A 21,608-nucleotide genomic window follows, 5' to 3' on the forward strand; every position below is an offset into this window, starting at 1 on the left:
GGGGGCACGTCAAGAGCGGCGTGTCCGGGAACAGTGGCAGCGCTCACGCCGGGCGCCGGGTCCCCTGGTCACGGCGTACCCCACCGCGACCCCGGCCGGCTCGGAACGATCCAGCCTCCCGTGCTTGACGCGTCACACCGATCGGCTCACCATCGACTTCAAACGGTTACGAGGCTGAGGCGACGAAACGGGACGCAGGGAGGTCGGATGCCTCGTCGGGACGCGTCCGGCGACGGAAGACCCCGCCCCGCGACGATCCGGGACGTGGCCAGACAAGCCGGCGTCTCGGTCGCCACCGTCTCGCGCATCCTCTCCGGCACGTACCCCAACGCTCCTGCCACGCGCAGCAAGGTCATGCGAGCCGTGCGCGAACTCGACTACGTGGCCAACGCCCACGCCCGGGGACTCGCGGGAGTGCGGCCCAAGAGCGTGGCCATCGTGGTCAACTCCGTCATCTCACCGCACTACGCACACGTGGCGCAGGGGGTGCACGAGGAGGCCGCGCGTGCGGGCCGGCTCTGCCTCGTCGGCACCACGGGCGGAGATCCCGAACGGGAGCTGGCCGCGATCCGGTTGATGCGTGAACAGCGCGCCGAAGCGGTCATCCTGGTGGGGAACGTCAATCCCGACGACGCCTACCGCGAGCGCATGGCCGGCTACGCCCGCGCACTGGCCGTGGCCGGCTCGCAGCTGGTGCTCTGCGGTCGCCCACCGCTGGGCCCCGACGTACCGGCCATCGTGGTCGAGTACGACAACACCGGAGGTGCGTTCGCCGCTACGAGCCACCTGCTCTCGGCGGGCCACAAGCGCATCCTGTTCCTCGGACGGCGGGCCGGGTACACGACGCCGGAGAGCCGGATCGCCGGTTACCGTGCCGCCCTGGCCGCGTACGGCGTACCCCGTGATCCCCGGCTGGAGATCGACGGCACGATAATGGAGCGGCACGAGGGCCACCGCATGATGCGCGAGCGACTCGACGCGGGGCCACGGGACTTCACCGCCGTCTTCACCTGCAACGACCTGATCGCCGCGGGCGCGCGCGAGGCGCTGCGAGAACGCGGGCTGCACATCCCCGAGGACGTGTCGATGGTCGGATTCGACGACCTCCCCCCGTCCGCCGACATCGACCTCACCACCGTTCACATCCCGCACGAGGAACTGGGGCGCACCGCCGTGCGGCTTGCGCTGAAGAACGAGACGCCCGGGTCCGCCGAGCACGTCCTGCTGGGCACGCACATCGTGGTCCGCGCCTCGGTCCGCCCCCACGTGGGCGAAGCTTCAGCTCCGGACTAGAACGATTCGAACCGGCCGGGGCGCCAGACCGGCACGAATCGGCTGCCGCTACTCCTCCCGCAGGTCCAGCCAGGCAACCTCCTGCGCGGAGAGGTGTACGTCCAGACCCGCGAGTGAGGTACGGGTCTCCGAGACCTGCCGGGGACCGATCAGCGGGAAGACCGGGTACGGCTGGTGGAGCAGCCAGGCCAGGGCGATCGCGGTGGGGTGTACGCCGCGCTCGCGGGCGAGTTTGCGTGCCCGGTCCAGGCGTTCGAAGTTCTCGTCCGAGTAGAAGCAGCGCACCAGCTCCGCATCGCCGGTGTCGTGGGGACTGGCCCGGCCGGTGAAGAACCCGCGCGCCTGGCTGGACCACGGGAACAGCGCCACCTGACGTTCGCGCAGCCAGTCCTGCGAGTCCGGGTCGCTGACGTGCAGGCAGCCCTCCCACGGCACGTCGTAGGCGCGGGCCAGGCTGAGGTGGTTGCTCAGCACGGTGAACGGCTGCCGCCCGTTGCGGCGCGCCCACGCGTTGGCCTCGTCGACCCGCTGCGGGCTCCAGTTGGAGCCGCCGTACACGCCGATCCGGCCGGCTCGGCGGTGCTCGTCGAGGACGTCCACGAACTCGCCCGCGGGGATGTCGGGGTTGTCGCGGTGCAGGAAGTAGACGTCGACGTGGCCGGTGCGCAGCCGCTCCAGGCTGATCTCCAGCTGGCGGCTGAGCGAGGCGGGGTCGCAGTCCGGCGTGTGCGCGCCCTTGCCGATGACCACGACGTCGTCGCGGACCCCGCGGTCCTCCATCCACCGGCCGAGCTGCCGCTCGAGTCGGCCCCCGCCGTAGTGGTACGCGGTGTCGAAGGCGGTGCCACCGTGCCCGAAGAAGTCGTCGAAGACGACCGAGGCGTGGATCTGGTCCGGTTGGTTGTCGACGCCCATGACCAGCCGGGAGATGTCCTTGTCCAGGCCGGGTATACGGGAGTGGGTCATCGCCGCGTCGGCGCGGCGGGCGAGCGGCCGGCCGGAGGCGGTGGACACGGGAGCGTCGTCGCGCTCGCTGTCGTAGCGCTGGCCGATGGCCGCCCGCCAGGCGTCCTGGACGGCGATGTTGCCGAGGCTGTCGGCCCAGCTCATCTGCGGGGCCTGGCGGTCGGCGAGATGGTCGGCGACGGTGTCGGCCTCGGCGGCGTAGACGTGCGCCGGCGGGATCCGGATCTCCTGCGGCTCCTCGCCCACCCGGTGCAGCATCAGGCTGGTGGGCTTGCCGTTCCCGCAGAACCAGGGGTCGGCTACCTCCAGGAAGCCGCGGGAGCCGTAGATCCGGACCCGGTTCTCGTCGGTGAGCCGGATGCCGGTGGCGACCTGGGCGGTCAGCCCGCCGGCGAAGTGCAAGGTGGCCAGGGCCCACTCGTCAACGCCGGTGCGGCCGACGGTTCCGGCGGCGGTGGTGTGCTCCGGGTCGGCGAAGGGCGCGCCCGTCGCGGCGCCGGCCAGCAGGCGGGCCATCGAGACCGGATAGCCGCCGACGTCCAGGATGCCGCCGCCGGCCAGGGCGTTGTCGAACAGCCGGTGCCCGGCGTCGAAACCGGTGCCGCCGAAGGAGAACTGCGCCTGGATGTGGTGGAGGTCGCCGACGGCTCCGTCCTTGACCAGCTCCACCAGCTTCGCGGTCTGCGGGGCGCAGCGGTACATGTACGCCTCCATCAGGAACACGTCGGCGCGTACCGCGGCCTCGACGACGGCGGTGGCCCAGGCCCTGCGCACCGCCAGCGGCTTCTCGACCAGCACGTGCTTGCCGGACTCGGCGGCCCGCACCGCCCACTCGACGTGCTGCGGGTGGGGTGTGGCGACGTACACCGCGTCGACGGTGTCGTCGTCCAGCAGTTCCTGGTACGAGCCGTGCGCCCGCGGTGCGGCGAAGCGGTCGGCGAAGGCGCTGGCGGAGGCGGGGGAGCGGCTGCCGACGGCTGCCAGGGTGCCGGTGCGGGAGCGCGGCAACTGGCCGGCGAAGCTTGCGGCGATCCCGCCGGTGCCCAGGATCCCCCAGCCGACGGTGCCGTCTGCGGGGGGAGTCCGGTGCGTGCTGTCCTGCATGGAGCGAATACCTCTCTGTAAAGGGCGGAGCCGGCTTCAGAACTTCATCGCGCCTGCGCCCAGGTTGGCGATGAAGTGTCGTGCCCCGATCAGGAAGACCCCGATCAGCGGGATCACCGACATAAGCGCCCCTGTGATCACCATCGACTGGTCGGTGGTATAGACGCCGTTCAGTTGCTGCACGGCCACCTGCAGCGTCACCGTGCCCGGGTCGGTCATGACGATCAGCGGCCAGAGGTAGTCGTTCCAGACGTGGAAGAAGGTGAAGATGCCCAGGAACGCCAGCCCCGGGCGCAGCACCGGCAGCCCCACCGTCCACCACTGGCGGAAGAACCCGGCCCCGTCCACCCGCGACGCGTGGATCAGCTCGTCGGCGATGGCGCCCTGCGCGTACTGCCGCATCCAGAAGATCCCGAACGCGTTGGCCGCACCGGGGATGATCAGTGCCTTGAGCGAGCCGACCCAGCCGAGCCACGCCAGGGTGACGAACTGCGGCACCAGCGCAAGCTGCATCGGGATCATGAAAGTGGCCAGGACGATCCAGAACAGCACCCGCCGCCCGGGGAACTCGTACTTGGCGAAGGCGAAGGCGGCCAGCGAGTCGAAGAGGAGCACTAGGAACGTCACGGTGATGGCCGCCACGATGGTGATGCCCATGGATCCCCAGAAGTCGATCCCGTCGAACACCTTGTTCATGTTCTCCCACAGGTGGGAGCCGGGGACCAGCTTGGGTGGGTAGGAGAAGATGTCCGCGGTGGTGTTCGACGCCATCACGAACATCCAGTAGAACGGGAAGACCGTGACCAGCACGCCGAACATCAGCATGACGTGGCCCAGGATGGTCCGGACTCGGGCGGCCGTCTCAGCGCGCACGGGACTTCCCCTTCCTCTTCGCCTTGCCGGTGCCGGTCGCGTCCTCGCCGCGGCCGGCGACCAGCCGCCAGTTGATGATCGAGAACACCGCGATCAGGATGAACAGCGCCCAGCCGATGGCGGCGCCGTAGCCGAACCGGTTGAAGATGAACGCCTGCTGGTAGAGGTAGAGCACGATGGTGGTGGCCTCACCGCCGGGCCCGCCGACGTTCCCGCTGTCGTCCGGGAACATCACCTGCGGCTCGGTGAAGAGCTGCAGCCCGCCGATGGTGGAGGTGATGACGACGAAGAGGATCACCGGGCGGAGCATCGGGATGGTGATCCGGAAGAACGTCTGGCGGCTGCTGGCGCCGTCGACCTTGGCCGCCTCGTACACGTCGCTGGAGATGGCCTGCAGTCCGGCCAGGACGATGATGGTGTTGTAGCCGAGCCACCGCCAGATGGTGATCACGGCGACGGAGACCTTCATCGCCCACGGGTCGCTCAGCCAGCCGACCTCGCCTGCGTTGATCGCCCGCAGCATGCTGTTGAGCAGCCCGGAGCTGTCGCTGAAGACCGAGCCGAGGACGATGGTCATCGCCACGATCGAGGTGACGTTCGGGACGAAGTAGGCCACCCGGTAGAACGCCTTGAACCGCACGGTGGTGTGCAGCGCGTAGGCGATGACCAGCGCCAGGAAGACCATCGGGACGGTGGCAAGGACCCAGATGATCAGGGTGTTGGTGATCGACTTCCAGAAGTCGGAGTCGGTCACCAGGTACTCGTAGTTCTCCCAGCCGATCGACTTCATGTCCCCGAGGCCGTCCCAGGACATGAAGGACAGGTAGACGGAGAAGGCGACCGGGAAGACGCCGAAGACGGCGAAGATGATGAAGAACGGGGACACCGCCGCGTACATCGGCCAGTAGCGGCGCCAGCCGGGCAGCGGCTTGGATCCGTCCGGCGGCGGCTTGGCGCCGTTCCCGCGCAGCTTGCCCGCGCTCCCGCGCAGGGTCTCGGTGAGGCTCATGTCAGAACACCCCTTCGCGGGTCAGCTCGCGTTCGATGGAGTCCTGGGCGTCCTTCCAGGCCGCCTCGACGCTCTTGCCGGCGTCGATGTTGGCCATCTCGTCGAACATGACGGGGTCGATCACGCGGTCGTACGGGCTCCGGTAGGCGGTCTTGACCTCTTGCGCCGACGGGGCGAACACCTCGATGGTGCGCTGCCCGCCGTAGAAGGGCTGCGGCTCGCGCATCTCCGGCGCCTCGAAGGAGCGCGGCGAGGACGGGAACAGCGACATCTCCGTGAACGCCTTGACCTGGTTCTCCGGCGACTGCAGCCAGGAGATGAAGGCGAACGCCGCCTCGGGGTTCTTGGAGTACTTCGTGATCGCCAGGAAGGAGCCGCCCTCGTTGCCGGCGCCGCCGGGCGGGGCGGTGATCCGCCACTTGCCCTCGGTGTCCGGCGCGGCCGCCTCCGGAAATGCCTGGCCCCACCAACTCGCGCCGATGGAGACCGCCTGTCGGCCGCTGGTGACCACGCCCTCCACGTCGTTGGAGCCGTCCAGGGCGCCGGCCGACAGGCCCTCCTTGGACACCCGGTAGCCCAGCTCGAAGATCTCGCGGACCTCGTCGCGGTCCCCGACGTACCGGCCGTCCTCGGTCATGTACCTGTCGCCGCCGAGCTGGCCCATCCGGACGTCCCAGATCTTCCTGAGGTGGGGGCAGATCACCGCCCGCTCCTGGGACTTCTGGAGTTCCTTGCCCAGGGCGATGAAGCCGTCCCAGTCCGGGGCCAGGGCGGCCAGCTCCTCCGGGTCGGTGGTGATCCCGGCCTCCTTGAGCAGGTCGGTGCGGTAGTACAGCCCGGTGGGGCCGGTGTCCATGGGGAACGCGATCATCCGGCCCTCGGGCGTGATGCACTGGTTCCACTTCCAGTCCAGGTACGTGCTCTTCAGCTCGGCCGCGCCGAAGTCGTTGAGGTCGATGAACATGTCCTGGTTGGTGAAGTAGGTGGCCACGTCGGAGTTGATGCCGATGATGTCCGGCACCATGGACTTGCCGGCGAGCGTGGTGCGCACTTTGGTGTTGTAGTTGCCGCCGACGTTGGTGCGGCTGACCCGGAAGCCCTTGGCACCCGGTATGCCCTCGGCCTCGGCCTGGGCGACCAGTTCGTCGCTCACCGACCGGTCCCAGGTCCACATCGTGATCTCATCCGAGCCGCCGAGCGAGCGCTGGGACCCGCAGCCCGCGAGCCCCAGTCCGCCGGCGGCGGCCCCGGCGCCGAGCGCCAGCAGCCTTCTTCGTGACATTGCCATGACGCGTGAACCACCTTCGCTGGGGGGTCGGGGTTCCCTTGGACGGGTGCGGGCCGTCGGCGCCGGGAGGTCCACCCGGCCACCGCATGTGCAGCGAGATTCGCGGCGACTGATTCGAACGCAGAATGCGTTCGACTACGAAAGACTTTGCGCGGTCCTGTTTGGTGTTGGTGGATAGTAGGGACGCCTGAAGATCTCGTCAACACACTCGACGCCGCCGCCTGAGCCGTCGACGAATGCCGCACCACCCGGCCTGCCGACATGAGCATCACCTGGTGTTTTGGGTGCTCTTGACCCGGGCGGCGGCGGCGAGCGGGAGCGCGTCGGGTGCGGGCCCTCCCCGAGGTGTGCTCATCGGCCGGGCGTGCGACGAGGCTGCAGGCGCAGGACGCCTCAGTGCGCGGTGCCGTCCGCGAGTTCGTTGAGGTACCGCTCGACGTTGGTGTACCCGGTGGCGTCGGTATCGCCGGCGTCGGCCGGGTCGGCGGGGTTCAGCCCGTGTGCCGCCTCCCAGGCGTCGGGCATGCCGTCGCGGTCGGTGTCGGACGGCGGTGTGCCGCCGGGCAGGGTGCCGAAGCCGCCGACGCTCTGCGGGTCGGTGATGATGGCGCCGGTCCGGTTCTCCACGTCGTTCACCAGCCGGGTGTCGATGGCGTCCCGGTTCAGGGAGGCGCCGGCCTCCGCCAGTACGGTGTCGTAAGCCTGCTGCGCGGTCTGCGTGGTGACCGCCGGGAAGTCGAACGGCTGGCTCTCGATGGTGGCGGGACCGAGGTCGGCGTCCGTGGTCGGCCGGCCGTCGAGTTGTCCGTCGACGTCTTCGTCGTAGTAGTTGCCGGAGGCGTAGATGTGGTAGTTGGCGTTGGCGCGGGTGAACGGGGCGCCGGTGGTGGAAGGGCCCTTGACGAAGTAGTTCCCCACGGCGTTGGCGTTGCTGATGCCCGCCGAGTCGCCCAGGATGTAGCCGTCGGAGCCCCAGTTGTAGATCACGCTGTTGACGTACTGCAGCCGCCCCTTGGACTTGGGGTTGCGGGTCTTGTTGTGGGCGTACAGGTTGTGGCTCAGCGTCACGCCGTCGCTCTGGACGAGGCCGCCGCAGGAGTGGGGGTCCAGGCCCTCGGAGATGATCGAGTACTGCACGGTGATGTTCGTGCTGTTGTTGATGGAGAAGTTCTCGTCGCGGCCCCACGAGGCGGAGACGTGGTCGAAGACCATGTTGCTCGCGCCGTCCATCGTCACGGCGTCGCGGTTCTGATCCGGCGTCAGGCCGTGGCGGAACCGCATGTGCCGGACGACGACGTTGTCGGAGTCGGAGAAGGACACCTGGTAGCCGCGGGTGGCGACGCCGTCGCCCGGGGCGGTCTGCCCGGCGATGGTGATGTCGCTTGCGACGTGCAGGGGTGAGGCGAGCGTGATGTAGCCGCCCACGTCGAAGACGACGATACGGGGGCCACGGCTCACGGCGTCCCGGAACGAGCCGGGGCCGGAGTCGTCGAGGTTGGTGACGTGGTACACCTCGCCGCCCCGCCCGCCGGTGGCCTGTGCCCCGAAGCCCTCCGCCCCGGGGAACGCGGCAGGTGCGGCGGTCGCGCCGCGCGTGCGGTCTTCGGCCGCGGGACTCCCGGCCGTGGCCGGCGCGAGCGGACCCGACACCGCGACGAGCGCGACCACTCCCATGGCGCTCTTCCACCCACGTGGCATGACCGGCACTCCCTTCCGTCGGCTCTTCTCGTCTGCTGTCGTTCCTGCGGCCGAGAAGGTTGCCGCCGTCGCCGCGGTCGCCGTGCTCTCAGCGAGTGGCCGGCGGGCCGCCACCGCCCGGAGGCGCGCGCAACCCGCGCCGCACGCGGCCCCGCTCAGGACGCCTCGCGGTAGACGTGCGGTGCGACGCCGGTGACCTTGCGGAAGACGCGGCTGAAGTAGGCGCGGTCGCGGAAGCCGACCGCGCGGGCGACGGCCTGCATGCTGTCGCCGCTGTGCCGCAGCTGCTCCTTCGCCCGCTGGACGCGCAGCCGGGTCAGGTACTCCCAGAGCGTGAGGCCGAGTTCCTTGTGGAAGAGCCGGCTGAGGTGGTCTCCGCTGATGCCCGCGGCCTGGGCCACCTGGCGGCGGGAGAACTGGTGCCGGTAGTGCTGCTCAAGGTACGCGACCGCGTGCCGGACCGGGGCGTACGTGCGGTGGGCGGCCGGTTCCGCGCGCTGGGTCAGGGCGGCCAGCAGCCGGGCGGTCTCCGCGTCGGTGAGGATGTCCCGGCCCAGCAGCACCATGCCCGGGTACGGGTCGGCGCGGCGTACGTCGGTGAAGGTGAAGCCGCGGTCCCCGAGCATCAGTACGGGGATGCCGGACCTGCCGGCGCTTTCGCACATGCGCTCCGTCACCTCGAAGCCGTCCGTGTCCGGCAGCCGGTGGGAGACGATCAGCAGGCGGGGGACACGCTCGGCGAGCAGCGGCCGGGCGGCGGCGCCGTCGACGGCCCTGCGCACCGCCAGGCCGGGCCGCACCTCGGCCAGCAGCCGGCGCAGGCGTTCCCCGGAGCGGGCGTCGTCGTCCACGACGACCACGGGGTCGGCGAGTTCGGTGGGCCGCAGCGCGTGCAGCGCCTGCCCGAGGTCCTCGCCGGTGACGGGGCCGTAGAGCAGGAACGGGGTGTGGCGCAGCGCCGGGTGCTCGTGCAGCCGTTGGATCGTCGGCCACTCCTGCGGATGGGCGTCGCGGGTGTCCCAGGCGACGGCGGCCGGGGGGCCGTCGGTGACGAGCGGGGCGACGGCGTCGTCCGGATGGAGGGTGCGCACGCGCAGCGCGTGCTCGCGGGCGAGGGTGGTGAGTTCGGCGGGCGGCGCCCCGGCCGCGGCGACGAGCAGGTGACCACGGTGCGGCGGCCTCGGCGAATCGGGGCTGTCGGTGCCGTCGGCCGCCAGGTGTGCGGCGGAGACGGGCAGCTCGGCCGGGGTCGGCAGCGGCAGGTCCAGGTGGAGTCCGCACCGCCCGCCGCCGGTTCTGTCCACGGTGACCGAACCGCCGTGCAGGATGGCGAGGCGCCGGGCGATGGCGAGGCCCAGCCGGGTGCCGGGCTCGCCCGAGGCGAAGGGCTCGAAGAGGTACTCGTCCTCGCCGGGGGATACGGACCACGCGGGGTACGTGATGCGCACGCGCAGCAGCGTCGGATGCGTCGCGGCGGAGAGCTGGAGCGGGCCCCGCGCGTCGGCCTGCCCCGCGACCGCGGTCAGCAGGTTGACGACGATCTGCTTCAGGCGCGGGGCGTCGGCCCGGACCGCGGGCAGCCGCCGCGGCAGGCGGAGCCGCGACCCGCCGTCGGAGCCGGCGACGCTGCGGAATGCCTCGGCGAGCACCGGCCGGGGGTCCAGCAGACGCCGGGACAGGTCGAGGGCGTCGATCTCGGAGCGGGACAGGTCCAGCAGGTCGTCGATGAGCCGGAGCAGCCGGCCGGCGTCCTCCTGGACGCGCCGCACCGCGTCCGCCCTCTCGCGCGGCTCCTCACCGCCGTACTCACCGCTCTCGCTGCCGCTCCCACTCCCGCTTCCGAGCGCGGCCGTGCAGTGCCGGAGAATGGCCTCGACGGGAGTGCGCAGCTCGTCGGTGGCGTTGTCCAGCAGGCGGGTCTTGAGCCGGTCGGCCTGCTGCGCGGCGTCCCGGGCCCGGCGCACCTCGTCGAAGAGCCGGATGCCCTTGAGGGCGGCGCTGATCTGGTCGCCGAGCGCGCGGTAGAGGGCGCCCCTGCGCGCGCTGCCGCCGCCGGTGCCGGTGTCGAAGACGGCGAAGCCGAGCCGCTCGTCACCGATGTGCAGGGGCTCGCAGATCAGGGTGTGGCGGCGGTCGCGCGGCAGCGAGGCGTCGGGTAACAGGTACGCGGCGGGGTACGGCGCATCGGCGCCGGAGGCCGCGAGGCGGACCGTGCCGGGGTCGTCCCCGGGCACGGCAACACGCCGGCCGTCCTCGTACAGCGCCACGTGGCAGTCGGACACGCCCATCGCGGGCAGGTGGCCGGCGAGGACGGCGGTGAGCCCGTCGAGCCCGACCACGGTGGTGAGCGCCGTACCCAGCTCGCGCAGCCGGCGCGCCTCCTGATCCTCGGCCCACCGTTCGTACTCCAGCAGCCGGTGGGACTTGTCCGCCACCATCAGCCGCGCCTGCCCCAGCATCCGCTCGGCCACGGCCCGCGACTCCGGCTCCCGCCCGCGTATCAGCGTCTCGCGGGCCGTGAGCAGCGCGCGGTCCCAGTCCGCCGCGTCGTCGGTGGTGTGGATCCGGCTGCCGACCACCCGCTCCACCAGAGGCAGGAAGCCACCGCCGGAGGGCTGCGCCCCCGGGGACGCCGGAGGCGGTGAGCCGGCGAGGTCCGCCCGTATGGCGGCGGCGAGTTCGCGCCCGGCGTGCGGGAAGGCGGCGGCGACCTCGCCGGACGTCCGCTCGCCCGGGTCTTCGCGCCGGTCGTCGGGCTCCGCCGTCGCGCACTGGGTCACCAGCGCCGAAGGGCAGCCGCAGGAGCGGCGGACGACCAGAGCACCCGGGACGACGGTACGCGTCGGCCGCCGGGTGCCGCGCAGGTGGGCGAGGAGGGTGTCCACAGCGAGTTCACCGAGGTCGGCGAACGGGAGCGCGACCGAGGTCAGCGGGGGGTCGGAGAGCCGGGCGTCGAGGGAGTCGTTGAAGCCGACGACCGCGACGTCCTCGGGCACGGTGATGCCCCGCCCCGACAGGAACCGCAGGACGTCGGCCGCGAGCACGTCGCTGCAGACGACCACGGCGTCGAAGTCGTGTCCGGGGCGGAGCCCGCGGACGTCGAGCAGGACCCGCATCGCCGCGGCGCCGGCTCCGCCGCCGAAGTCGGCGCAGGCGGCGATCAGGGAGCGGTCCAGGGGGACCCGGTGCCGGGCGAGGGCGTCGCGGAACGCGCGGAACCGGTCCCGCGAGACCGGGTTGGCCAGCGGCCCCCGCAGACAGGCGATGCGCCGGAGGCCGTGGTCGCGCACCAGGTGGCCCACGGCTTCCCGCATGCCGGCGGAGCTGTCGAGACGCAGGGTCTCGTGCCCTGCCAGGGGCCGGTTCAGGCTGATCACGGGGATCGCGCCGAGGCGTCGGACGAACCACTCGGTCCCCTCGTCGTCGGCCGCGGGCAGGTTCAGGGTGGAGGTCCAGCAGATGGCGCCGTCCAGGCGGTCGGGGCCGACCAGGCCGTACAGCGCGTTGCGGGGCTCGCCGGCCGGCTGGAGGGAACCGCCGGGGAAGCACACCACGTTGACGTCGTTGCGCTCGGCCGCCGCCTGCACGCCGGACCACAGGGTGGCGCCGACGCCCAGGTGGATGTTGGCCGTGATCAGCCCGATCGTGGGCCGGCCCGGGGTGCCGTCCGCCCGCGGGGTCTCTGCCGGCTCGCCGTGCGCCATACGCTGCCTCGCTTCGCTCGTCCCGTACGAGACGGGATGCCACGTCCGAGTGCGCATGGAACCCGCCGGGTACGAGGGCGGTAAGCGGTTGCTGATGCCGCTGAAGTCCACATGCGCGGCGCTATCGTCCACGGTCCTCGCCCTAGCATCAAGGGCGAACGAGCTGCCGCGTGGCCGGAGCCGCAAGCGCCACCGCAGCACGGACACCCACACCACCGGACCCGGGCGCCGCAAGGGGCCGTCGACCCCTGCCCCCACCTGCCCCGACGCGTGCCCGGCCACGAGCCCAGGGGCCCCACAACCGCAAGGAGGGCACATCGTGCACCCCCCCAACCTCCGCCACCGCCGGTCCGATACATCCCGGCCGGCCAGACGGTGGCGCCGCACCGCGCTGATCGGCGGCGCCGCGGGCGCTTTGATCGCCGCCACGTTCGCCACCCTCGCGCCGACCGCCGGCGCCGACGCGGACGCCGCCGCGCCGGCGGCCTCGACCGGCGCCGTCGGCACGCCCGAGGGATTCGCCGCGATGTCGGCCTTGGGCCAGGACGGCACCACGGGCGGCGCCGGCGGCGAGACGGTGTCGGTGGACACCGCGGATGAGTTCACCGCCGCGGCCGCCCAGTCCGGCCCGCTGGTCATCGAAGTCAACGGGATGATCGACCTGCCGGGGCCGATGCACGAGGTCACCTCGGACAAGACCATCATCGGGGTCGGCGCCGACTCCGGCTTCACCGGCGGCGGTCTGAACGTCGGGCTGCCGATCGACGACGACATCACCGAGCCGCCGGACAACGCGGTCCACAACGTCATCATCCAGAATCTGACGTTCAACGACTGGGCGGACGACGCGATCAACGTCCAGATGTTCTCCCACCACGTCTGGATCGACCACAACACGTTCGAGAGCGGCTACGACGGCGGGGCCGACGTCAAGCGCGGCTCGTCGTACGTGACGGTGTCGTGGAACCACGCCATCCACGACAAGAACATGCTGCTCGGCCACGACGACGGCAACGGCCCGCAGGACATAGGCCGGCTGAACGTCACGTACCACCACAACTTCTTCGACGGCACCCAGCAGCGCAGCCCGCGGGCGCGCTTCGGCGACCCGGTGCACGTCTACAACAACTACTACGTGGCGAACGAGGACTACGGCGTCAGGGCCGGCGACGACTCGAACATCCTGGTCGAGGGCAACTTCTTCCAGGACGTCGAGGACCCGTTCCATCGCGAGGGCGGCGAGATCGTGGCCCGGGACAACTGCTTCGAGAACTCGGAGCAGGGCGACGCCGGCGGCAGCGTCGCGCCGATCCCGTACGACTACGACGCGCAGCCGTGCGCCGACGTGCCGGCCGCGGTACGCGCGGGCGCCGGCGCGGGCAACGTGACGACCGGCCCCGCCGACCCGACCGACCCCGTGCAGGCGGAGCTCATCGGCTGGGCCACCCAGTCCGGGGGCACCACCGGCGGCGCGGGCGGCGAGACCGTCACCGCCACCGACGGCGACACCCTCGCCGAGCTGCTGGAGGAGGACGCGCCGCTGACCATCAGGGTGGACGGCATGCTCTCCATGCCCGACGCCATGAACGACGTCCACTCCGACAAGACCATCGTGGGCGTGGGCGCCGACTCCGGCCTCCAGGGCGCCGGCCTCAACATCAGCAGCGGCTACCACAACATCATCGTCCAGAACCTGAACTTCCGTGACTGGGACGACGACGCGATCAACATCCAGAACGAGGCGCACCACGTGTGGGTCGACCACAACGCCTTCACGTCCGGCGGCGACGGCTCGGTCGACGTCAAGCGCGGCTCGGACTACGTCACCGTCTCCTGGAACCACAGCACCCACGACAAGAACATGCTGCTCGGGCACGACGACGACAACGGCGGCGAGGACATCGGCCACCTGCGGGTGACCTACCACCACAACTGGTTCGACGGCAGCGCCGAGCGGAACCCGCGGGTGCGGTTCGGCAACCCCGTGCACGTGTTCAACAACTACATGGACAACAACGAGATATACGGGGTCGCCTCCACGATGGACGCGGGCGTGCTCGTCGAGGGCAACCACTTCGAGAACGTGCCGCAGCCCACCGCGGTCGGCTACGCCGACTCCGGGCCCGGCGACCTGGTCGAGCGGGACAACTGCTACGTCGGCTCCGGTGAGCCGCAGAGCACCGGCGGCGGTGTCGAGGACATCCCGTACGAGTACCAGCTGCAGCCCTGCGCGGACGTGCCGTCGCTCGTGACGGCGGGCGCAGGACCGCAGGCCGCCCTCTGACCGGCCGGCGGCCGGCGTCCCTGCCCCGGTCGGCCGCCGGACGTCCGGGGCGGGCGCGGCTCTCGGTAGAGCCGCGCCCGCCCCGTCCCCCCACAGACAGAACCGAACAAGGAGTGACGATGCGACGCCCCGCCCTTGCCTGTACCGCCGTCGTGGCACTGCTGGCCGCCGCGACGGCCGTCCCGGCCGTCGCCGGGCCGCCGTCGGCCGCCCCGCTCGCCGCCGCCGCGCCCGACGGGTTCGCTGCCGTGAACGCCCTGGGCCAGGACGGCACCACGGGCGGCGTCGGCGGGCCGACCGTCACCGTGTCCACCACCGACGAGCTGCTCACCGCCATCGACACCACCGGCCCGATGGTGATCCAGGTGGCCGGGACCATCGACATCACCAGCAAGCAGGGCGTACGTCCCGACAAGACGATCGTCGGTCTCGGCGACGACGCCGTGATCAACGGCGGCGGGCTCGACTTCTACCGCTCCTCCAACGTGATCGTCCGCAACATCACCTTCACGGCGGCGGAGGACGACGCGATCAACGTCGGCCAGGAGTCGCACCACATCTGGATCGACCACAACACCTTCGTGGCCCCGGTCGACGGGGCGATCGACATAGTCCGCCAGTCCGACTACGTCACCGTCTCCTGGAACCACTTCGCCGGCAGCGACAAGTCCATGCTCATCAGCCACTCGGACAGCGCCTCGTCCGACGCCGGGCACCTGAAGGTGACGATCCACCACAACTACTTCGACGAGTCGAGCCAGCGCCACCCGCGCGTCCGCTTCGGCGGGCCGGTGCACGTCTACAACAACTACTACCGGGGCAACGAGCTCTACGGCGTCGCCTCCACCATGGACGCGGGTGTCCTCGTCGAGGGCAACCTCTTCGAGAACGTCGCCTTCCCGTGCTACTCGGCCAGCGGCTACGACGAGAGCGGCCCCGGCCGCCTCGTCGAGCGCGACAACCTCTTCCCCGGCTCCGGCCCCTGCGAGACCGCGGGCAGCGTGGCCGAGCCGTCCGGCCACTACTCGTACACGGTGGACGACCCGGCGACCCTGAGCTCCACCGTGCCGGCCGGGGCCGGCGCCGGGAAGCTCTGACTTCAGGCTCTGCGGATCCGCCCGCGCCGTCGGGCCGGGCGGCTCACCGCTCCGTGCGTTCCTCCTTCACCCTGGTCACCAGCTGCGTCGGGTTGACGAAGCGCAGTGCAATGACGAGCAGCACCAGCATGGAGAACATGTACATCACGGCCATCGCGTCGATCGACTGCTGGGTGCGGATGCCGGCGGAGAACATCGCGTAGTACAGCGCCACGACGAGCGTCTGGCTCTCCGGTCCCGCGGTGAGGAAGGTCAGCTCGAACATGCCGACCGTACGCACCAGCACGAGCACGGACGCGGCGAGGATGCCGGGCACCAGCAGCGGCGCCAGGATGCGCAGGAAGATCGCCGTGGTCTTCGCGCCGCACATCCGGGCCGCCGCCTCGATCCGCGGGTCGATCTGCTCGATGAACGGGGTCATGGTGAGCACCACGAACGGCACCGACGGCACGAGGTTCGCGAGCACGACGCCGGTGAAGGTGCCCGCGAGATGGAACTTGTACAGCACGGTGGCCAGCGGGATGCCGTACGTCATCGGCGGCGCCAGGATGGGCAGCAGGAAGAGCAGCAGCACGAGCTTCTTGCCGGGGAAGCTCCGCCGGGCCAGGGCGTAGGCGGCGGGCACGCCGATGGCCACGGACAGCAGCACCACCAGCAGCGACACCAGCGCCGTGGCCCAGAAGACCTGGCCGAGGGCGAACTCGTCCCAGGCTTCGCCGTACCACTTGGTCGTCCAGCCCTCCGGCAGCCAGGTGGTGAACCAGCGGCTGCCGAACGAGTCGACGAGCGGCACGCCGACGACCCCGGCGAGGTTGACGAAGAACAGCCCGAAGACGGCGACCGTCACCCACGTCACGGGCCGGCCGAACCGCCGCCTCCGCGCCGGCTCCGCGCCGCCGTGCGGCCCGGCGGACCCGTCCGGTTCCAGCGGGTCGCGGGTGTCGGTGTTCCCGGTGATTCCGGTGATTCCGGCCATCAGCCCTTGCCTCCGGTCGCTCCGCGGTACAGCAGTGAGCGCCACGCCAGCACCAGGGCGACGACCACCAGCATCACCGCGGCCATGATCATGGCGATTGCCGAGCCCATCGGGTAGTCGAACTGTTGGAAGGCGGCCTCGTACGCCTCGATGGAGATGACGTGCGTGCTGCCGCGCGGATCGCCGACCAACTGGGCGGAGGGGAACACCGCGAACGCCAGCACGAAGGAGAGGCAGAAGGTGATCGCCAGACCGGGTGCGAGCAGCGGCAGCAGCACGTGCCGGAACCGCTGGCGGCGGCCCGCGCCGAGGGTGGCGGCGGCCTGCTCCAGGCTGGGATCGATGCCCGTCAGGTAGGAGAGCGTCAGCAGGTACGAGAACGGGAAGCCGCTGATCACCAGGGAGGCGAGCACGCCCCAGTAGTTGTGCACCAGGCCGAGCGGCTGGTCGATGATCCCGATGCCGGTCAGCATCTTGTTGAACCAGCCGTTGGGGCCGAGGTAGCCGAGCAGCCCCTGGGCGGTGAGCACGGTGCCCAGCGTGATCGGCATCACCAGCAGCGTCATGACGAGCCGCCGGCCGCGGAAGACGCCGCGGGTGCGGAACGCGACGGGGACCGCCGCCAGACAGTTGATCAGGGCGGCGGGCACGGCGAGCCGCAGGGTGAGCCAGATCGTCTCGCGGAGATACGGATCCTCGAAGAACTTCCGGTAGTTGGCGAACGGGCCGCCGCCCTCCGCCGGCTGGAAGGACAGCTGCAGCCCGTAGAGGAACGGGTAGCAGAAGAGCACCAGCAGGAAGGCCACACCGGGCAGCACGAGCATCGTCGTACGGTCGACGCCGCGCTCCGCCAGGCGGTGGCGCAGCGCCGGCCGGCCCTCCCGGCCCTCCCGGGCGTCGGCGCTCACGGCGTCACCGCCTCGGGCGCCTTCGGATCCGCGGTCTCGCCGGCCGCTGACCGCCGCGGCTGCGGGTCCGGCGATCCGGCCTCCTCCCGGGCGAAGACGAGCACCCGCTCCGGCGGCGCGGTCAGCTCGACGGCGTCGTCGGGTGCGAGCCGCGTACGGGTTCTGAAGTGCACCTGCTGTCCGTCGGACAGCCGGCCCTGCACGGCGAGTTCGCGGCCGTGGTACTCGACCACCTCGACGGTGGCCGGCAGCCTCGGCCCGGCCGTCCCGGACTCCGCGGTGCCGGTCGCGGCGGCTGCCACATCCAGGTCCTCCGGGCGCACCGCGGCGACGGCGTCGCCGCGGTGCGGGGCGCCGGCGCGGCCGGTGCCGGCGAGGCGGCCGTCCGCGATGTCCATCCGCACCCGCCCGCCGCCGCCGCCCGCGCCTGCACCACCCGGGGTCACAGTCACGTCGAGCATGTTGCGGTAGCCCATGAACCCCGCGACGTAGCGGTTGGCGGGGGAGCCGTACACCTCCTCCGGCGTGCCGACCTGCTGGGTCATGCCGTCGCGCAGCACCACCAGACGGTCGGCGAGCGACAGCGCCTCCTCCTGGTCGTGCGTGACGTACACGGTGGTCAGGCCGAGGCGCTGGTGCAGCCGCCGGATCTCGGTGCGCATCTCCAGCCGGAGCGCGGCATCGAGGTTGGACAGCGGCTCGTCCATGAGCACCAGCCGGGGTTCGAGCACCACGGCCCGGGCGATGGCGACGCGCTGCTGCTGGCCACCGGAGAGCTGGCCGGGGCGCTTGCGGGCGTGATCGGCGAGCTGGACGAGGGCCAGCGCCTGCGTCACCCGGAGGTCGCGCTCCGCCTTGGGCACCCGGGCCATCTTCAGGCCGAAGGCGACGTTGTCGCGCACGGACAGATGCGGGAAGAGGGCGTAGTTCTGGAAGACCATGCCGAAGCCACGGCGCTCCGGCGGCACGTTGTCGATGCGCTCGCCGTCGACAGTGATGGCGCCGCCGGTCAGCGGCAGCAGCCCGGCGAGGCAGTTGAGGGCGGTGGACTTGCCGCATCCCGACGGGCCGAGGAGGGCGATGAACTCGCCCCCCTCGATCTGCAGGTCCAGCTCCCTGAGCGCCCGGAAGCGACCGAAGCTCCGGGACACCTTCTCCATGCGGAGCGAGCCGAAGTGGGTCATCGACGGTCCTCGCTCACTGGCCCGCGACTTCGCGGTTCCACAGGTCGAACGCCGTGACCTGCTGTTCGGCGGGGAGCGAGGGCTCCTTGGGGAACTCCTCGATCCACCGGTCGAACTCCGGCTCCCCGTACTCCTCGATCACCTGCCGCGATTCCTCCGGGGCCATGGACAGCGGCACGTCCTTGACGGCGGGGCCCGGGTAGAAGTAGCCCTCGTCGTACGCCTTGGCCTGCTGCTCGGGGGTGAGCATCCACTTGATCAGCTGCAGGACGGCGGACATGGTGTCGGCGCTGACGCCCTTGGGTACGACTGCGTACTGGGCGTCCGTCACCCAGGTCATGTCGTCGAAGTGGCCCGCCTCGATCTCCTTGGGGACGGTGCCGAGTGCGCGCGGGTTGATGTACCAGCCGGTCGTGGTCATGATCATGTCAACCTGACCCTTTGCCAGATTCTGCATGGTCTCGGTGGTGCCCGAGGCGTAGTTGCCGACGTACTCGTCGAGTTCCTTGAGGTACGCCCAGGTCTTGTCCCAGCCGTTCTCCGGGTCGGTGGGGTCCTTGTCGCCGAGCAGGTACGGCAGGCCCATCAGCCAGGTGCGGCCGGGCCCGGAGTTGGGCGGCTGGGCGTACTGGAACCGCTCCGGGTTGGCCTTCGCCCAGTCCAGCAGCTCCTGGGGGGTGGTCGGCGGGTCGTCGACCGCGTCGGGGTTGTACTGGATCAGCGGCCCGGACGGGTAGTAGACGAGTGCGACGCCCTTGCCCTGCGCCAACTCGGCCATGTCGGCTGCCGGTTCCAGGTAGTCGGGATTGCCGATCGTGTCCTCGTGCTCCGCCATGTCCGCCCACAGGCCCTGGTCGAGTCCGGCCGCGAGCCCGTCGGTGCCGGTCAGCACCAGTTCGATCTGGACCCGGCCGGCATCCTGCTGGGCCTTGACCTTCCCGGCCAGGTCGGGGGCCGGGGCCTGGTCGTATGTCACCTTGCTGACGATGTCGGGGTGCTCGTCCACGAACTCGTCGATCATGCCCTGGGTCAGCTGGAGGTTCCCGGCGACGTCCAGGATGTCGAGCTCCACGGGCTTCGCGGGCTTGTCGGGTATCTGCTCCGGTTTGCCGCTCTCGGACGAGGAGTCGCCGTCGTCCGGCGCTCCGCAGCCTAAGGCCGTGGCCGCCAGGACGAGACCGGCGAAGGTGTACGTGAGCGAAGAACGCAAGCGGAGGCGTCGGGGCATAGAGGTGCTCCCTCTTAAGTCGGCGCAATGGCACGCGATTCGCCGAACAACGTCCCCCAGACGCCGCCCGGCGTCAAGAGAGTGAATTTCCTTCACGGAGCTGAACGACCGTCCTCCAGCGCCCCGGCGCGTCGCCGCGCCGGGGCGGGCGCGTACTGCTTCACCGCCTGACCGGCCGGCCCGGGGTCACCCGACCGTGACGATCACGCGCTGATAGGCCGTCAGCGACGGCGAGCCGTCGTCGGTGACCTGCACGATGGCGTGGATCGTCTGTCCGCGCCGGGCGTCCTCGGGCACGTCGAGTGCCGCCCGCGCGGAGTCCTGGCCGGAGATGTCCACCGCGCCCGGATGGGTTCCGGCCTCGCGGTAGTGCCACCACCGGTAGGTCAGGGCGTCCTGGTCGGGGTCCGTCGCGAGAGCGCGGAGGGGCACGCTCTGACCGGGGCGGGCGGTCACCTCACGGGGCCGGCGCAACGACACCTCGGGGTGGTGGTTGGCGTCCTCGTACCCGGGCGTGACGCTCCACCGCATCCGCGCCGCGAAGTCCCGCTGGGCGTCGCCGAACCAGCGCTGAGCGGAGTAGTCCTCGGGCGTCCCGCCCTGCGGGTCGCGGTCGTCGGCACCCTCGCTGCTCCACTCCGAGGGATCGTCGGGGTTCTGCACGAGGCGGCCTCCCCAGCCTCCGTAACCCGGGTGTTCGTGGCTGCGCAGGCCGTTGTCGACCAGGGTGAGGAAGGTGGAGGAGTCGCCCTCGGAGATCCACGACCCCTGCTGCTGCGGCGGTGTCCAGACGACATACCCCCTCGCGCGCAGCTCCTCCGTCGTCAGGCCCGCGAAGCCGAAGTGGTCGAAGACGTCGCCCTCGACCATCTGTTTGCCGTCGCCCCAGACGCGGTAGAACTCGCCGAACGGCCCCACGTCGGAGACGTTCTCGCGTGTCCACTCGGCGGAGAGGTATGCGTCATGCCCGGGAAGCGCCACGTCACGGGCGCCGTAGGCCCAGGTGGTCGTCGCCGCCTGACGCAGCTCGACGTCGGGCCAGCTGACGGAGATGTAGTCGCGGTAGCTGTAGTCCTGGGTGCCGAAGGAGACGATCACGGCCTTGTCGGTGACCTTGCGGTGGATCGCCGGCCAGCTCGGGGTTCCCTGGTATTCGAGCTGGATCGACTTCAGGGCACGGGCGATGGTGCTGGTCCCGCCCCAGGCCATCAGATAGACCGGCCCGCCCTCGTCGTCGAGCAGCACCTCCTTGATCCGGTCAGAGCCGGGCGAGTCACCGGAGACCGAGATGTCGCTGTCGAACTGGACGTTCCCGACCCGGATCCTGGAGCGGAGGTCGTCCGGCGCCGGATAACCGGGGTCGTGGACCTTGAGGTTGTCGTACACCTCCGCGTAGCGCTCGACGGCGTCGTGGATGAACCGCTCGTCCTCGTCCCACCGCCACGAGGTGCACGGGCACCGCCCGCTGAGGCCGAAGCGGTCGTATTCCCGGTCCGGCTGCCACCACCGCGTGCCCTCGCCGTCGCCCTTCCAGTGGAACTGGCTGCTGGCGTAGACGATGGCCTCGGTGTCGAAGTCGGCGCTGCGGAGCAGGTAGCGCACGAGCGAGTTGGAGTCGTCCAGCTCCGGGTCCGTGGTGACGACGGTCCGCGGGCGGGGGTCGCGGTCACCCGTGCCGGCGGACGCCGTTGCCGCGGACGGCGTCGCGGACGGCCCGGCGGTCGCGGACGGTTCGATCGTGCCGAGCCCCAAGGCCGCCAGCAGGGTCACCACCACGGCGACCCGCGAGCGTGCGGCGGGCCGGGGCGCCAGGCGTCCGGTGATACGGCGCATGCCCTCAAACGTCATACCGATCCCCTTCCTCCGTACCGGATCTCCACCCGGTCCCGCCCGGTGCTCGCGGTGGCTGAATAAAAATTCGGCAGTGACTTGAAATGTCTCGGCGCATTGTGGGAGCGATGCGTTCCGATGTCAACAGGGGTGGGCGGCGGGGACC

Annotated in this window: 14 protein-coding genes; 3 read left to right on the top strand and 11 right to left on the bottom strand. The window is 71.0% G+C overall.

Annotation, left to right across the window (positions count from 1 at the left end):
* Nucleotides 1-207 precede the first annotated feature (207 nt).
* The gene (locus T328_RS23330) at nucleotides 208-1,293 is read left to right on the top strand and encodes a LacI family DNA-binding transcriptional regulator (protein ID WP_496498094.1); all 1,086 of its coding nucleotides are present in this window, start codon (nucleotides 208-210) and stop codon (nucleotides 1,291-1,293) included.
* 48 nt (nucleotides 1,294-1,341) lie between these two features.
* Here T328_RS23330 and T328_RS23335 read toward each other — a convergent pair whose 3' ends face one another.
* The 6 genes from T328_RS23335 to T328_RS23360 all read right to left on the bottom strand — a co-directional run bounded on the left by T328_RS23335 (nucleotide 1,342) and on the right by T328_RS23360 (nucleotide 11,935).
* The gene (locus T328_RS23335) at nucleotides 1,342-3,363 is read right to left on the bottom strand and encodes an aldo/keto reductase (protein WP_496498095.1); all 2,022 of its coding nucleotides are present in this window, start codon (nucleotides 3,361-3,363) and stop codon (nucleotides 1,342-1,344) included.
* 36 nt (nucleotides 3,364-3,399) lie between these two features.
* Nucleotides 3,400-4,236 (bottom strand): carbohydrate ABC transporter permease, encoded by an 837-nt coding sequence (locus tag T328_RS23340; protein WP_496498096.1) that lies wholly within the window; start codon nucleotides 4,234-4,236, stop codon nucleotides 3,400-3,402.
* Nucleotides 4,226-5,245, bottom strand: coding sequence for a carbohydrate ABC transporter permease (locus T328_RS23345; protein WP_496498097.1), 1,020 nt, complete (start codon nucleotides 5,243-5,245; stop codon nucleotides 4,226-4,228). Before T328_RS23345 ends, T328_RS23340 begins: the two co-directional genes overlap by 11 nt.
* A 1-nt stretch (nucleotide 5,246) precedes the next feature.
* Nucleotides 5,247-6,533 carry an ABC transporter substrate-binding protein gene (locus tag T328_RS23350; protein WP_496498098.1) on the bottom strand — a complete coding sequence of 429 codons (1,287 nt, stop codon included), beginning with the start codon at nucleotides 6,531-6,533 and terminating at the stop codon, nucleotides 5,247-5,249.
* Between the two features lie 393 nt (nucleotides 6,534-6,926).
* Nucleotides 6,927-8,231 carry a pectate lyase family protein gene (locus T328_RS23355; protein WP_496498099.1) on the bottom strand — a complete coding sequence of 435 codons (1,305 nt, stop codon included), beginning with the start codon at nucleotides 8,229-8,231 and terminating at the stop codon, nucleotides 6,927-6,929.
* Nucleotides 8,232-8,386: 155 nt separating this feature from the next.
* Nucleotides 8,387-11,935 carry a substrate-binding domain-containing protein gene (locus tag T328_RS23360; RefSeq protein WP_496498100.1) on the bottom strand — a complete coding sequence of 1,183 codons (3,549 nt, stop codon included), beginning with the start codon at nucleotides 11,933-11,935 and terminating at the stop codon, nucleotides 8,387-8,389.
* A gap of 319 nt (nucleotides 11,936-12,254) precedes the next feature.
* On the opposite strand from T328_RS23360, the gene T328_RS23365 reads away from it, so the two are divergent.
* Together T328_RS23365 and T328_RS23370 are read left to right on the top strand one after the other, a co-directional pair.
* A complete protein-coding gene (locus T328_RS23365) occupies nucleotides 12,255-14,219 on the top strand; it encodes a pectate lyase family protein (RefSeq protein ID WP_496498101.1) in 1,965 nt (654 codons plus the stop codon).
* 119 nt (nucleotides 14,220-14,338) lie between these two features.
* Complete coding sequence (locus tag T328_RS23370) at nucleotides 14,339-15,316, top strand: pectate lyase family protein (protein WP_496498102.1); 978 nt, start codon at nucleotides 14,339-14,341, stop codon at nucleotides 15,314-15,316.
* 43 nt (nucleotides 15,317-15,359) lie between these two features.
* Here T328_RS23370 and T328_RS23375 read toward each other — a convergent pair whose 3' ends face one another.
* The 5 genes from T328_RS23375 to T328_RS23395 form a co-directional block, all read right to left on the bottom strand.
* Complete coding sequence (locus T328_RS23375; RefSeq protein WP_496498103.1) at nucleotides 15,360-16,292, bottom strand: ABC transporter permease; 933 nt, start codon at nucleotides 16,290-16,292, stop codon at nucleotides 15,360-15,362.
* A complete protein-coding gene (locus T328_RS23380) occupies nucleotides 16,292-17,200 on the bottom strand; it encodes an ABC transporter permease (RefSeq protein WP_496498104.1) in 909 nt (302 codons plus the stop codon). The genes T328_RS23375 and T328_RS23380 overlap by 1 nt, the downstream gene beginning before the upstream one ends.
* A complete protein-coding gene (locus T328_RS23385) occupies nucleotides 17,197-18,384 on the bottom strand; it encodes an ABC transporter ATP-binding protein (protein ID WP_496498105.1) in 1,188 nt (395 codons plus the stop codon). The genes T328_RS23380 and T328_RS23385 overlap by 4 nt, the downstream gene beginning before the upstream one ends.
* 13 nt (nucleotides 18,385-18,397) lie before the next feature.
* Nucleotides 18,398-19,612: an ABC transporter substrate-binding protein gene (locus T328_RS23390; RefSeq protein WP_496498106.1), complete on the bottom strand. Its 1,215-nt coding sequence runs from the start codon at nucleotides 19,610-19,612 to the stop codon at nucleotides 18,398-18,400.
* A gap of 186 nt (nucleotides 19,613-19,798) precedes the next feature.
* Nucleotides 19,799-21,460 carry a DUF1593 domain-containing protein gene (locus T328_RS23395; RefSeq protein ID WP_496498107.1) on the bottom strand — a complete coding sequence of 554 codons (1,662 nt, stop codon included), beginning with the start codon at nucleotides 21,458-21,460 and terminating at the stop codon, nucleotides 19,799-19,801.
* Nucleotides 21,461-21,608 lie beyond the last annotated feature (148 nt).

This window comes from Streptomyces sp. CNX435 (genome assembly GCF_059570575.1).